Source organism: Lacisediminihabitans sp. H27-G8, assembly GCF_046156175.1.
In the GTDB taxonomy this organism is placed as follows: domain Bacteria; phylum Actinomycetota; class Actinomycetes; order Actinomycetales; family Microbacteriaceae; genus Lacisediminihabitans.
In genome coordinates this window covers 100,916-114,401 of the sequence record NZ_JAYLVL010000001.1, presented here as the reverse complement: position 1 = coordinate 114,401, position 13,486 = coordinate 100,916, and the positions used below count along the sequence as shown (strand labels likewise).

12 protein-coding genes are annotated in these 13,486 nt (G+C 67.2%); 5 read left to right on the top strand and 7 right to left on the bottom strand.

The annotated features are described in order from the left end of the window. Positions 1-162 precede the first annotated feature (162 nt). The 7 genes from VLI63_RS00545 to VLI63_RS00515 all read right to left on the bottom strand — a co-directional run bounded on the left by VLI63_RS00545 (position 163) and on the right by VLI63_RS00515 (position 7,855). Positions 163-1,770 carry a DNA polymerase Y family protein gene (locus tag VLI63_RS00545; RefSeq protein ID WP_409154972.1) on the bottom strand — a complete coding sequence of 536 codons (1,608 nt, stop codon included), beginning with the start codon at positions 1,768-1,770 and terminating at the stop codon, positions 163-165. Next, positions 1,770-2,537, bottom strand: a complete 768-nt coding sequence (locus VLI63_RS00540) for a hypothetical protein (protein WP_409154971.1) — start codon at positions 2,535-2,537, stop codon at positions 1,770-1,772. The genes VLI63_RS00545 and VLI63_RS00540 overlap by 1 nt, the downstream gene beginning before the upstream one ends. Before the next feature lie 170 nt (positions 2,538-2,707). Next, a complete protein-coding gene (locus VLI63_RS00535) occupies positions 2,708-3,217 on the bottom strand; it encodes a GtrA family protein (protein ID WP_409154970.1) in 510 nt (169 codons plus the stop codon). Further along, entirely contained in the window at positions 3,207-4,064 is an 858-nt protein-coding gene (locus VLI63_RS00530; protein ID WP_409154969.1) for a polyprenol monophosphomannose synthase, read from the bottom strand. The genes VLI63_RS00535 and VLI63_RS00530 overlap by 11 nt, the downstream gene beginning before the upstream one ends. Next, on the bottom strand, positions 4,061-5,677 hold the full coding sequence (locus VLI63_RS00525) for a hypothetical protein (protein ID WP_409154968.1): 1,617 nt from the start codon (positions 5,675-5,677) through the stop codon (positions 4,061-4,063). Before VLI63_RS00525 ends, VLI63_RS00530 begins: the two co-directional genes overlap by 4 nt. Positions 5,678-5,796: 119 nt before the next feature. Then, positions 5,797-7,170: a sensor histidine kinase gene (locus VLI63_RS00520; protein WP_409154967.1), complete on the bottom strand. Its 1,374-nt coding sequence runs from the start codon at positions 7,168-7,170 to the stop codon at positions 5,797-5,799. A 13-nt stretch (positions 7,171-7,183) separates the two neighbouring features. Continuing rightward, on the bottom strand, positions 7,184-7,855 hold the full coding sequence (locus VLI63_RS00515; protein ID WP_409154966.1) for a response regulator transcription factor: 672 nt from the start codon (positions 7,853-7,855) through the stop codon (positions 7,184-7,186). A 204-nt stretch (positions 7,856-8,059) separates the two neighbouring features. Here VLI63_RS00515 and VLI63_RS00510 point away from each other — a divergent pair, with 204 nt between their 5' ends. From VLI63_RS00510 to VLI63_RS00490, 5 genes are all read left to right on the top strand, one after another. Further along, positions 8,060-8,515, top strand: coding sequence for an SRPBCC family protein (locus VLI63_RS00510; protein WP_409154965.1), 456 nt, complete (start codon positions 8,060-8,062; stop codon positions 8,513-8,515). A gap of 63 nt (positions 8,516-8,578) precedes the next feature. After that, a complete protein-coding gene (locus VLI63_RS00505; RefSeq protein WP_409154964.1) occupies positions 8,579-10,183 on the top strand; it encodes a protease pro-enzyme activation domain-containing protein in 1,605 nt (534 codons plus the stop codon). Between the two features lie 116 nt (positions 10,184-10,299). Continuing rightward, positions 10,300-11,514 carry a GAF domain-containing protein gene (locus tag VLI63_RS00500; protein WP_409154963.1) on the top strand — a complete coding sequence of 405 codons (1,215 nt, stop codon included), beginning with the start codon at positions 10,300-10,302 and terminating at the stop codon, positions 11,512-11,514. Positions 11,515-11,577: 63 nt separating this feature from the next. Beyond that, positions 11,578-12,627, top strand: coding sequence for an ATP-binding cassette domain-containing protein (locus tag VLI63_RS00495; RefSeq protein ID WP_409154962.1), 1,050 nt, complete (start codon positions 11,578-11,580; stop codon positions 12,625-12,627). Then, positions 12,624-13,475 carry an ABC transporter permease gene (locus VLI63_RS00490; protein WP_409154961.1) on the top strand — a complete coding sequence of 284 codons (852 nt, stop codon included), beginning with the start codon at positions 12,624-12,626 and terminating at the stop codon, positions 13,473-13,475. The genes VLI63_RS00495 and VLI63_RS00490 overlap by 4 nt, the downstream gene beginning before the upstream one ends. The last annotated feature ends 11 nt before the right edge of the window (positions 13,476-13,486 follow it).

Below are 13,486 nucleotides of genomic sequence, written 5' to 3'. Positions count from 1 at the left end.
GCTGGCTGGCGTGCCGCCGGCCTGCGCGCGAAAGCGGGCGAATGCGGTCATCCCGGGCTGGCATGCCGACCCGGAATGACCGCATTCGCCCGGATTGCGGGGAGGACGGGCAGCACGGGGAGGACGAGGAGTACGGGCGGCACGGGCAGCACGCCACGCCCATCAGTCGTACCTCGCTTCGGCCCACCACACGCGACTGTCGAGCACGAGCAACCAGGCCACCCCGGCATCGTCCACGACCTGGAAACGGCTCGCCCGGCGAAAGGTGTCGGCGTCCCACCAGCGCTCGTCGATGATCCAGGGACCGGCCCAGGCCGCAACGGGATGCAGGGTGCGGCCATCGGTGGAGAACCTGGCGGGAACGCCCGAGAGCACTCCGCGCTCATCCAGGTCGACGGCACTGCCCGCGGAGTCGATCACCATCGCCGGCTGGGGCGCCTCGAACACCGTGCCGGGCGTCGGGGTGGGCAGTTGCCCTGGCCAGGGAAGACCGTCGGGCTTCGCCGTCTCGGTGCGGTCCCCCCACGCCACGAGACTCTGGCGGTCGAGCAGGGTGCGCCCGCCACCGATCGCGGCGGTGAGCACGGCGCCATGCCCGAGCATGCTCTGCACCCGCGAGAGCCCGTGGTGGATCCGTTCGTCATGCCCGGTGCCCCACAGCCCCTGTTCGTGGTTGCCGATGGCGTCGACGCTCTCTGGCACGACCCGCACCCGGATGATCCCGGAGCTGAGACCACTGCCGAATGGGTTTCCGGCGATGGTGCCGCTGCCCTGCAGTTGCCAGCGCACCCGGTCAACGACATCCGCCGCCGTGAAAGAACGCGGATGCAGCCAGGTGCGCTCCGACAGCTCTCCCGACTCCGAGTCCACCTCGATGCGGATCGAGGTGCAGACGAGCCGTGCCTGCACCAACTGCTCGATGAAGCGATCTGCGGATGCGCGGAAGCCGAAGGTCACCTGGTCGATGCGGTCGAGTGGCGGTTCGAACCCCACCGCGCTGTCGAGTTCCTCAGGCACGATCCGGGGCACGACGGGACGACTGTCGAGACCGCGGGCGAGCGCATGCACCCGGGCGCCGGTGTCTCCGAAACGCTGCTCGACATCCCGTGGTTCGAGCAGGGCGAACTCGCCGAGAGTGCGGATGCCCAGCCGTCGCAGGAGGGTGGCGAGGGCCTCTTCGCCGAGCAGCCCCACCGGCATGCCCGAGAGGAACTCGGCGGATCCCCCCTCCGGGACGATGCGGATGCGTTGCCGCTGGGGGCTGCGGGCCGCATGCTCCGCGGTGAAGGGTCCATCGGCGATACCGACCCGTGAACCGTGGATGCCGAGCGCATCGAGCGCATCGAGCAGCCACAGCGCCGCCTCCTCCTCGCCGCCGTAATAGCGGGCGGGTCCGCGGGCCCGCATCGCACAGGTGCCCGGACGCAGCACCTGGGCTCCGGGCATCGTCTCCTCGATCGCCTCGAGCACCGGCTCGAAGGCGCGGATGTCGAGCGCGGGATCGTAGTCGAGCACCCGGAGTTCCGGACAGCGGGCCTGGGCTTCGCGCAGCCGGAGTCCGCGCCGCACCCCCTCACCGCGCGCCGATGCCGAGCAGGCGAAGACCTGGCCGGCGTCGATGAGGGCGAGTGGGGCATCCGCTGCGGTCGGATTGCTGCCGGTGTCTGCGCCCAGGAGGCGCAGCGCAGCCGTGATGGGCCAGTCGGGGCACCACAGCACGATGGTGCGCAGGGGGGCGCCGGGCGGGGAGAGCGTGGTGGTGCGACGCATCAGGCCGTCGCTTCCTGCAGATGAGCGTCCTGCAGATGAGCCTCGTGCCGATGCGCCTCGTGCCGACTGGTCGTCTCCGGCTGGGTGAACCTGTCGACCTCGGAGAACTGCTCGTTGAGATCGGGCAGCCACAGACGGGCACTCCGCGGGCGCCCTGCGCGACTGGAGACCGTGACCGTGGCCTGCCGGGCGCTGAGATGACCGTTGCCCTGGCCGATACCGCTCCAGTGGCTGTCGGAGAGGCTCAGCATCGCCTCGCTCTGCGGCCATGGCCCCAGCACGATGAGGGTCGCCCCGCGCTGCCGCAGCCGGGCGCTCAGGCGCGCGACGCTCGAGTCACTCGCTCGCTTGGGCGGCCGGGTGACGACCACCCCGAGCACATCGGCGATCGCCGCGGTGACACCGAGCCACTGCTCGCCGGGATGTGGCACAAGCACGAGCCGCTCCAGGTCGATGCCGAAATGCTGGGCGGCCTCCACCCCGAACTCGGGGACGCCGATGACACCGCACCACGAACCCGCCGCAGAGGGACCGGCGAGCAGCGCCATGAGCAGCGTCGCGGAATTGTCCACCGAGTAGGTCGCGCCCTCTTTGAGCCCCCCACCGGGCAGCAGCCCGGCGATCGCCGGGTGGGTGGGGATCGTGCGAGTATCGAGAGTGGTCGCCTGCATCGAACGGATGCGCGCCTGAAGCTCTTCGACGGTGGCTCGCGTGGGCGAGTCGTCGAGAACTGCTGCTGCGGAGGCCATTCCCTCATATTCGAACATACATTCGAATATGTCAATTGCCACCGACATCCGTACGGCGTGTCGCAGGAACGGGATGCCGAGTCGAGAGTGCGGCGGGGGATCCGCCGATTCACCGCGGCCGAAACGCATCGCGGAGGAGGATACGACTCCCGCCGCTAGGTCGTATGCCCACTGCGGCCGCGGAAGGTCTACGGAGCGAGTACCTCACTGCGCGAAGCCAGGGGAGCGACGGCGACAGACGCGCCGCGACGGCGTCCGGAGAACACCCAGAACCGGTACAGGGCGAAACGGAAAGCCGTACCGAGCGCGAGCCCGACCACGTTGGTCGCGAGGTTGTCGTCGAGAACCGAGGTGAAACCCAGCGCGTAGTGCGAGATCCAGAGACAGCCGAGGGCGATTCCCGCGCCGATCAGGCTCACCACGGCGAACTCGACCCCCTCGCGCAACACGGCCGCGCGGCTCGTCATTCGACGCTCGGTGCGGAAGGTCCAGTAGCGGTTGCCGATCCAGTTGACCACGATAGCGATCGACGTGGAGATCACCTTGGCGATGATCGGGCCACCGTGAACGAGGTGAGGCTCGAACACGGTAGTGCGCAGCGCGTTGAACACCACGATGTCGACGACGAGGCCGACACCCCCGACGAGCCCGAAGCTCAGCAGTTGCCGTACGAGCGCCCTGCGGGAGTCACGCGACACGATTGCGCTCCCCGCCGAAACTCGTGCGAAGCACGCGCACCTCTGCGGCCCGCGAATCGGCCTGCTCGCGAGCGAGTCGCAGAGCGGATGCCGCAGCCACGGCCGACCGGTGGTCGCCTCTCAGCCGCGCGGGGAGGCCCTGGAGACCCCAGAGCGTGACCCGCAGGATGGCTTCCTTCACAATGCCGGAACTCATCTTCGACTCGCCGTGGACCCGCTCCACGAAGGTGATGGGCACCTCGGAGATGCGCAAGCCCGCGCTGTAGGCCTTCCAGAGCATGTCGATCTGGAAGCAGTAACCCTGGCTCAGCACATCCTGGTAGCCGATCTCGCGCAGCGCGTCGGCGGTGAAGGCACGGAAGCCGCCGGTGATGTCCCGCACCGGGAGCCCGAGAGCGATCCGTGCGTACAGGCTGCCTCCCTGGGAGAGCAGCATGCGCTTGAGGGGCCAGTTGACCACGGAGCCGCCGCGAACCCAGCGGGACCCGAGCACGACGTCCGCATCGTCGAGCGCGGAGAGGAGGCGTTCGAGCTGCTCCGGCTGGTGGGAGCCGTCGGCATCCATCTCGACCAGGCGCTCGTAGCCGCGCTCGAGACCCCACGCGAACCCGGCCCGGTAGGCGGCGCCGAGTCCTTCCTTGCCGGCCCGATGCAAGACGTTGATCCGGTCATGACCGGAGGCGAGTGCCGACGCCATCGCGCCGGTCCCGTCGGGGGAATTGTCGTCGACGACGAGCACGTCGACACCGGGAGCACTCCGAAGGACGCGCGCGATGATCTCGGCGATGTTCTCCCGCTCGTTGTAGGTCGGCACGACCACGAGGGTGCGGTTCTCTGTCTGGTTCATGGTGTCTCCCGGGTGAGTTCGTAGACGACGGTTCGATGGACGGGTATCTGGCGCGAGATCGAGTAGCCCAGTCGTTCGAGAGCGACGATGTTGGCCGGGATCGCGGTCGATCCCGGGGTGACGAGCTCGAGATCCCAGACGGCGGATGTCCTCTGGAGGGACGGGGCGATAGCCGCGATCGGCCACACCGAATCCCAGATGCCCGAGCGTTGCGAGTACGGCGAGCGCAGCGTGACATCGGAGAGCCCGGTGAAGTACTGCGGGTAGAGGTGGAGGGCCAGTCGCGGTTTGCGGGAGGGTTTCGCCGTCTCATCGAAGACGACGGCGTCACCCGCTTTCGCGTTGGATCCGATCACCTGGGCGGCCTGGCGCAGGTCGCTTCCGCCGTCTTTGGCGAATTCGGTGCGCTGGAAGACCTCCGTTGGCAGGGCGAGTGCCACGAGCGCGAGTACCGCCGCGGCACGGATCCAGCCTGCGGCGGCTCCGCGGCTGAAGAGCGCGCACACTCCGAAGGCCACGAGGATCGAGACCGCCGGCGTGCAGAAGGACAGGTAGCGGATCGTGTACATCGGAGCGATGACAGCATTGCCGAAGATGAGGAGCCCCATCGGCAGCACCACCCAGCCGAGCAGGAGGGCGACCGCCCGATTGCGCGAGCGGATGAGTGCGACGACGGCGACAACGATCAGCGCCCAGCAGGCGAGTGCGAGCCAGGGATTGCCGAACCACTGGATCACGAACATCCGGGTGAAGGTGACGTAGTTGCGGTGAGCCAGGAAGGAGATCTGGCCATGCTCGCCGAGGGCGTAGACGATGACGGGCGCCGCGAGAAGCACTCCCGCCGCGACCGCCGAGAACCAGCGACGGATGACAGCTCGGCCGGGGCGGGCGGCGAGGAGCGCGACCGCGAAGACCACGGCGAGCAGCACGAGGTAGAGGAAGACGTAGATCGAGGCGGCGAAGAGGAGGGCGAAACCGATCCACGGCAGCCGACGGGTGACGCGGCGCTGCAGGAGTGTCACGAAGAGCACAGCGAGCCAGGTAGCCACCGCCGTTCCGATCGCGTAGGACCGGCCCTCCGCGGCCATGTAGCTCACCCGGGGGAGCAGGATCATGACGAGGCCCGCGACCACGGCGACCGCCCGGGGGGAAGCGGAGCGCGCAAACAGACGGTGGGCGAGCACCACAGTGCCCGCGACCGCGACACCGGCCGCGATGCTGCTCGGCAGCCGCACCGAGAGCTCGGATGCGCCGAAGGCATCGATCCAGAAGTGCAGGAACACGTAGTACGCGCCGTGAACGGCGTCGACCCGTCCCAGTTCCCGCCAGATCGTGGCCAGTGGTCGCTCCGCCGACATGACGCTTGCCGCTTCGTCTCCCCAGAATGCCGGGATCCAGGATCCGATGAAGGTGAGCAGCCAACCGGCCGCGCCGAGAAGCGCTGCGACAGGGCCGATGCCCGCGTCCGCGCCGAACCAGCGTGACGGCCGCAGACCGCCGAATCGCGTGCCACCCGGTCGCTCGGAACGGCGGACTGCCCCGGCACGGTCGACCGCATCGATCTCGATCGCTCCGGTATCTGCTGCGCCGGTGCCGATTTCGGTGGTGCTCACGCGCCGTCCCCCTGGATGATGTGCTCCGGCGGCTGCCGGTATGACTTCATCCTCGACAGTGGGACTTGGCGTTCTGTGCGGATCCGGGCCCGTCGGCGTGAGAATCCATACAGGTTGGGCTAGTGCGCCCCATTCGTGGCCAGTGCCGGGAGCGATACCGTCACGGTGAATCCGGCGGCGTTCGACAGGGTCACCGAGCCGTTGGCGGCCTGCACGATGGCCTGCACGATGGCCAGCCCGAGGCCGCTTCCGCCGTTATTGGCCGCGCGGGCGGCATCCGGTCTGCTGAACCGGTCGAAAGCCACGGGCAGGAAGCTCTCCGGCATTCCCGGCCCGGAATCGACGACGGTGAGCAAGAGCTCGCGGTCGGAGTGCCGGAGCGCGATCCGCACCGAACCCCCGCGGGGCTGGGCGGCGATCGCATTGCTGGTGAGGTTGTTGATGATGCGTCCGAAGTTCTCCACGGCGATGAGATAGCTGGAGTCCGTCGGTTCACCGGCGACGTCGAAGTCGACGGTCACCGTGCTGGCCACGGCGACCATCCGGGCACGGTCGACCGACGCGGCGAGCTCGTCGGCCAGCTGCACCCAACTGCTCCGGATGTCCGGCACCCGGGCTTCGAGCTGCGACAGCTCGAGAAGACCCGTCGCGAGCCCGGAGAGGCGTGCGACGGAATGCTGCGCGCTCACGATCTGGGCCTCGAGGGCATCGGCGTCGCCATGGGAGAGATGCGCGAGTTCGAGTTGCGCCATGAGGATGGCGAGAGGGGTACGCAACTCGTGGCTCGCATCCGACACCAGCTGGCGTTCCCGGTCGACGGACTGCCGGACATCGCTGATGAAGAGGTTGAGGGTCGTCGCGAGCTCGGAGAGTTCATCCGTGGCCGAGCCGATCGGCAAAGGCTCCGTCGACCCTTGCGCGACGAGGGCCTCCGCCTGCTTGCGCATGCGGTCCACCGGCCGCAGTGCAGCGCCGGTGAGCAGCCAGGAGGCCACACCGAAGCCGATCACGATCACGAGGGCACCGATCATCAGCGCCTGGGTGATGCGGTCGAGGGAGAGGATCGATGAGTCTTCGTTGCGGGCGGTGATGATCGTCCAGGCGCCCTCGTTCGTTATGACCGTCGCGTTGTACACCCGATAGGAGTCATCCGCGTTGACCACGGTGTTCGTATCGCCGGGGAGCTTCACGATATCCGCGACCCGGTCTTCGAGGGTCCGCGGCAGGCTCGATTCCACCACCGTGCCGGCGGGATCTATCACCGCCACCAGCTGCCCGGTGCCCGCTCGTTCGATGCTCGGTGTTCCCGTATCCGTGATGTCCCTGACGTAGGGAGCGGCATCATGGCGCAGCAGTGTGGTCGTGGTGCTGCTGAGGATGTGTTCGACCTGCGCGCGGAAGACGACCACCGCAGCGGTGGCAAGCACGATCGCGATGACCAGTGTGCCGATGGTGATGCGCCACCTGATGGTGACGTGGCGGAGGATTCTCACTGCCGCGTCCGCGTCACAGAGTCTCGAGCAGGTAGCCACTGCCGCGTTTGGTGACGATCCGCACCCCGGAGGCGACCGGTTCGAGCTTGCGGCGCAGGTAGCTCACATACTGGTCGACGATGTTGGGATCGATGTTCTGGGTCGACCCCCACACCTCTTCGAGGATTCGCGTGCGACTGACCACCGCGCCGGCGTCTCCGGCGAGCAGTCGAAGGAGTGCGAATTCCTTCGGACTCATCGAGAGCGGATGCCCGCCGACACTCACCGAGACGGCGAGCGAATCGATGCGGAGACCACCCACGGTGACCACGAGCTTGTCGCCGCTGGCATCCCGGCGCAGCAGTGCTCGCACCCGCGCACTCAACTCGGCGAAGGCGAAGGGCTTGGTGAGGTAGTCGTCGGCTCCCGCGTCGAGGCCGAACACCCGATCCTCCACCGCATTGCGCGCGGTGAGCAGCAGGAGCGGCATCGAACTCCCCGACTGGCGGATGCGCCGGCAGATCTCGAATCCAGACATCTGCGGAAGCATCACGTCGATCGCAGCGAGCGAGAACTCCTCGGTGGAGACCGCGATCAGGGCATCCACCCCGTTGTCGACGACGTGGATGTCGTAGCCCTCCGCGGTGAGTCCGCGCTCGATGAGCGCGCCCATCTGCGGATCGTCCTCCACCACCAGGATCTTCACCGGTTCTGTCTCCTTCGATCCGCCTGACAAGCGAATGCTGCAATGCTCGCACCTTTTGCCCGCCGGTACCCTCCCGCGCAGGCCGGGTCAACCCTCGCCCCCCAAGGCTGGAATTCTGCTGGGCGCCGAGCACGGGCCCGACGGGAGTCCGTACCGTGCGGCGTATCACCGATCACCAGCCTCACCGATCACAAGGAGAAAACAATGTCCCAGGTCATCCAAACCATCGACGTGGATGTTCCCGTCACCACCGCCTACAACCAGTGGACCCAGTTCGAATCCTTCCCGCACTTCCTCAGCTTCGTCGAGTCCATCTCCCAGATCGACGACACCCACAACCACTGGGTCGTGAAGGTGGCAGGCGTGGAACGCCAGTTCGACGCCGAGATCACGGAGCAGCACCCCGACGAGCGGGTGGCCTGGAAGAGCACCGGGGGAGACGTCACGCAGGCCGGCGTGGTCACTTTCCACAAGCTCAACGACAGCACCAGTCGCGTCACCGTGCAGTTGGACTGGGAGCCGGAGGGCCTGGTCGAGAAGGCAGGCGCCGCGCTGGGCATCGATGACGCAAGCGTCAAGGGCGACCTGAAGAACTTCAAGAAGTTCATCGAGGAGCAGGGCAGCGAACAGGGCGCCTGGCGCGGCGACGTGAGCAACTGAGCCACGACTGCGAGCTTGCCGACGCATCTTGATTCTCGGTAGACGTACCGGTAGACCGTAACCATGTCCGAACACTCAGATACTCCCCCCGACCTGCCCCTGGTTCCGCTCCCGGGAAGCAACCGCCAGTCGGCTGACGTGATCGCGCCGGCCGCCGTACCCTCGCGAGAGGGCACGGACATCGAGGTGACAGTGGTGCTGCGGCGACGGGCCGGGGCGAGTTTCGATCCCTCGGTTCGTCTGGGTCGCGAGGAATTCGAGGCCAAGATGGGTGCGGATGCCGCGGACGTCGAGACCGTCACGACGACTCTCGAGGGCCTCGGAATCCAGGTGGTGTCATCGGACCTCGCCTCCCGCCGAATTCGGATCTCCGGCTCGGCGATCACCCTCGGGCGTGTATTCGGCACCCATCTCGAATCGGTCACGAGCCGGGCGAGCGATGGCGCCGAGGTGCATCACCGTAACCGCAGCGGAATGCTGATGGTGCCGGCCGTTCTCGACGGCATCGTCACCGCGGTGCTCGGACTGGATGACCGCCCCCAGGCGCGCGCCGAGTTCCGGGTGGCGCAGGCTCGCGCGGTGACGGTGAGCTACACGCCCCTCGATCTCGCCGAGATCTACAACTTTCCCCCGCAGTTCGATGGCACGGGCCAGACGATCGCGATCATCGAACTGGGCGGCGGCTACGCTCAGACCGAACTGGACGCCTACTTCGCCAGCCTCGGCATCACCGGGCCGAAGGTGGCAGCGGTCGGCGTCGATGGGGCGCGGAACGTGCCGGGGGCCGACGCTGCCGGGGCGGACGGCGAGGTGCTGCTCGACATCGAAGTGGCCGGCGCACTGAGTCCCGGCGCGGACATCGTGGTCTACTTCGCCCCCAACACCGACGCCGGTTTCGTTGACGCGGTGAGCGAGGCCACTCACGCGGCGATCACACCCACCGCGATCAGCATCAGCTGGGGCCAGAGCGAAGACGCCTGGACCGCCCAGGCACGGCACGCCCTCGACCAGGCCTTCGTCGATGCCGCCAGCCTCGGCATCACCGTCACCGCCGCGGCGGGAGACAACGGGAGCTCAGACGGGGCTGCCGATGGGCGAAACCATGCCGACTTCCCGGCATCCAGTCCCCATGTCCTCGCCTGCGGCGGCACGAGCCTGCGGGCCTCTTCTGGACGAGTGACGTCGGAGACCGTCTGGAACAACGGTGCGGGCGCCGGAGCGACCGGGGGAGGCGTGAGCGACGTCTTCGCACTCCCGAGCTGGCAGAAGAGCGCGGGCGTGCCGGCATCATCCCGCGGTACCGCCGGACGCGGGGTGCCGGATGTCGCAGCAGTGGCCGACCCGAGCACTGGTTACGAGGTTCTGGTTGATGGCGAGAAGAAGATCTACGGCGGCACGAGCGCGGTCGCCCCGTTGTGGGCGGCGCTGGTGGCGCGCCTCGCCCAGGCCTCCGGGGCGCCATTCGGACTCATGCATCCGCGACTCTACGAGCTCGCCTCGGTCGTGGCTCACGAGAACGGGTTCCGCGACATCACGGCGGGGAACAACGGTGCTTTCGCCGCCGGACCGGGATGGGATGCCTGCACGGGTCTCGGCGTTCCCGACGGCGGTGCATTGCTGACCGCTCTGGCGCCACCCCGGGTTCCTGCCGCCGCCGAGGGCCGCTAAGCGTAGGCTGCCGGAGAGGCACTCGTGAGCGGAGACCCGCTCGTCCGACAGCGTCACGCAGGGGAATTTTCGCAGTTCTGGGGGCCACTATGGTGGGGAATATTTCCGATTTCTTCATGCGACCCATCATTCTGGGCTGGCTGCTCTCCGTTAGCGAGAGGTGGAAGAACCTCTCGAGACCGCTCGATGATCCGCAGGTGCAGACGCTCGGGGTCGATCCCGATCGCGTGATCCTCATCGGCAACGCCCTCTCGGTCGGCTACGGGGTCTCCTCCTACGACCGGTCGATCGCGGGACATCTCGCGCGGGCGATCTCCGACAGCACGAACCACGGAACGGTGATCGAGATCATCGCCGATGCGAATCTCACCGCAGCGAGCTGCCTGCGTGAACTCGCCAGGCGCGATCTCGGCGCCCAGGACGCGATAGTGATGACCATCGGCGTGAACGAAGCTCTGCGGCTCTCGTCCGTTGCGGTCTGGTCGCGGGGGCTGGAGAAGGTGTTCCGCTTCCTCGAGACGAACACACCGGCGAGCCTGCTCGTGTTCGTGGTCGCGGTGCCGAATGCCGGTCTGATCGCCCGCCTGCCGGGGGTCGTCCTCCGGCCGACCGAGCGCCGGGCCGCTCTGCTGAACGCGGCGACACAACGGGTCGTAGCCCGGCATCCCCGAGCCGCATTCATCCCCTTCGCACCGGACCCCCCTCGGGCGGAGCAGATCGCCGCTCTCACCAATTCCGAGGTCAATGCGACGAGCGAGACCTATGAGGAATGGGCGGCCATCATCGCACCGCCGATCGTCGCGAGCTTCGTGCCGGCGGTCAGCGCCACTCGTTTCATCCGCCGCAACGAGGCGGCGCGGCAGGCTGCCCTCGATGCTCTCGGCATCCTCGACACCGAGACGGAGGAGCGCTTCGACTCGATAGTCGCGCAGGCCAAGGCCGCCTTCGGGACCGACATCGTTGCCATCACCCTCATCGACAACGATCGCCAGTGGATGAAGTCCGCCGTTGGCATGGATCGGGTCGATGTGCCGCGCGAGCTCGCGTTCTGCAACACCACGATCACCCGCACCGACCAGTTCACCATCGAGGACACTGCGGTGGACCCGGTCTTCAAGAGGCATCCGTTCGTGACGGGGTATGCGGGTATCCGGTTCTACGCGGGGGTGGCGCTCGAGGCGGAGGGCCAGCGGGTCGGCGCGCTGTGCCTCATCGACTCGAAGCCGCGCAAATTCTCCCGGGCGGATGCCGCCCTGCTTCGCGATCTCGCACTGAAAGTGCAGACGGAACTCCAGGTCGACGTGTCGAAGAAGAAGCGCTCGGCTCACTGAGCCTCCTGCGAGCCCTGCCGGGGACCATTGCCCGGTGTCACTGGCAATCGCTACCCTCGGCCCATGGCGTTCATCGAAGCGACAGGCCTGACGAAGACCTACACCCCCAAGGGTGCCGGTCCCGTCCACGCGCTCGACGGGCTGGATCTCGCCGTTCCTCAGGGCACCGTCACCGCCCTCCTCGGGCCGAACGGTGCGGGCAAGACCACCACGGTGAAGGTCCTCACCACGCTCACCCGTCCCACGGCGGGCAGCGCGCGCATCGACGGCATCGACGTGCTCACCCAGCCCGAGCGCATCCGCCCGATCATCGGTGTCTCCGGCCAGTATGCCGCCGTCGATGAAAACCTCACCGGGTTCGAGAATCTCGATATGGTCGGCCGTCTCTATCACCTCGGAGCAGCCCAGTCCCGGATCCGCGCCCAGGAGCTCATCACCCTGTTCGACCTCGAAGAGGCGAAGAATCGTCCGGTGAAGGGCTTCTCGGGAGGCATGCGTCGACGGATCGATCTTGCAGGCGCCCTAGTGACCCGACCGAAGGTGTTGTTCCTCGACGAACCGACCACGGGGCTCGATCCACGAAGCCGCCTGGGCATGTGGGACATCATCAACAGCCTGGTCGGTCAGGGCACGACGGTGCTGCTCACGACCCAATACCTGGAAGAAGCCGACCAGCTGGCAGACAGCATCTCGGTGATCGACGACGGCAAGGTCATCGCGAAAGGCACCTCCGACGAGCTGAAGGCGTCGATCGGGGGTCAACGGGTCGAGATAACCCTGGTCGACCCTGGCGACAGCGAGGCGACCGTGGGGGTGCTGCGTCGCTTCGGCGATTCCGAGCCGGTAACGACAGCGGAGGGCCGCGAACTCTCGGTGAACGCTTCGGACGCGCCCGTCGCGCTTCAGTCGATCCTCGCCGAGCTCGGCAGTCGCGACATCCGGTTGTTCGATGCCGGGATGCGGCGTCCGACCCTCGACGACGTCTTCCTGCGGCTCACCGGCCACTCCGCCACTGTCGAGGCGGCGGATGTCGCCCCGAGCAGGAAGAAACGCGCAGAGAAGGAAAGTGCCGAGAAGAACCGTGCCGCAGAGAGCGAGGACAGCCGATCATGACCACCGCAGAGCGCACCGCCCCGCCGGGCACGAGCACGGGAACGCGCTCGGCCGTCTCCCACTGGTTCTCCGACGGCTGGATAACGACCCGCCGCAACCTGATAAAGATCAAGCGCGTGCCCGACATCCTCGTCTTCACGACGCTCCAGCCGATCATGTTCGTGCTGCTCTTCACCTACGTCTACGCGGGCGTCATAAACATTCCCGGCAGCAGCTACAAGGAATTCATCATGGCGGGCATCTTCGCCCAGACCATCGTGTTCGGATCCACCTATTCGGGTTCGGCGATGGCCCAGGATCTGAAAGACGGAATCATCGACCGGTTCCGCACGTTGCCGATGAGCCCCTCCGCCGTGCTGATCGGGCGCACGAACGGCGACCTGTTCATCAATGCCGTGTCCCTCGTCGTGATGATGACCACCGGATTCATCGTGGGGTGGCGCATCCGATCGAGCTTCCTCGAGGCACTCGGCGCCGTCGCACTGCTCTTGCTGTTCGCCTACGCGTTCTCCTGGGTGATGGCCTTCATCGGAATGAGCGTGCGGAGTCCAGAGGTCATCAACAACGTGTCGTTCCTGATCCTGTTCCCCCTCACTTTCATCTCGAACGCGTTTGTTCCCAGCGATACTCTGCCGCCACCCTTGCGGGTATTCGCGGAGTTCAACCCGGTGTCGGCGCTCGTTTCGGCGGTGCGCAACCTCTTCGGCAACACCCCGCCCGGTTCGCCGGTCGCCGACAACTGGGCGCAGCAGAATCCCGAAATCACGGTGTTGATCGGCATAATCGTGCTTTTGGTTGTCTTCGTGCCGCTCGCGATCCGCACATTTGCGAGCGTCAGCAGCCGCTGAGCCGGCCTCTC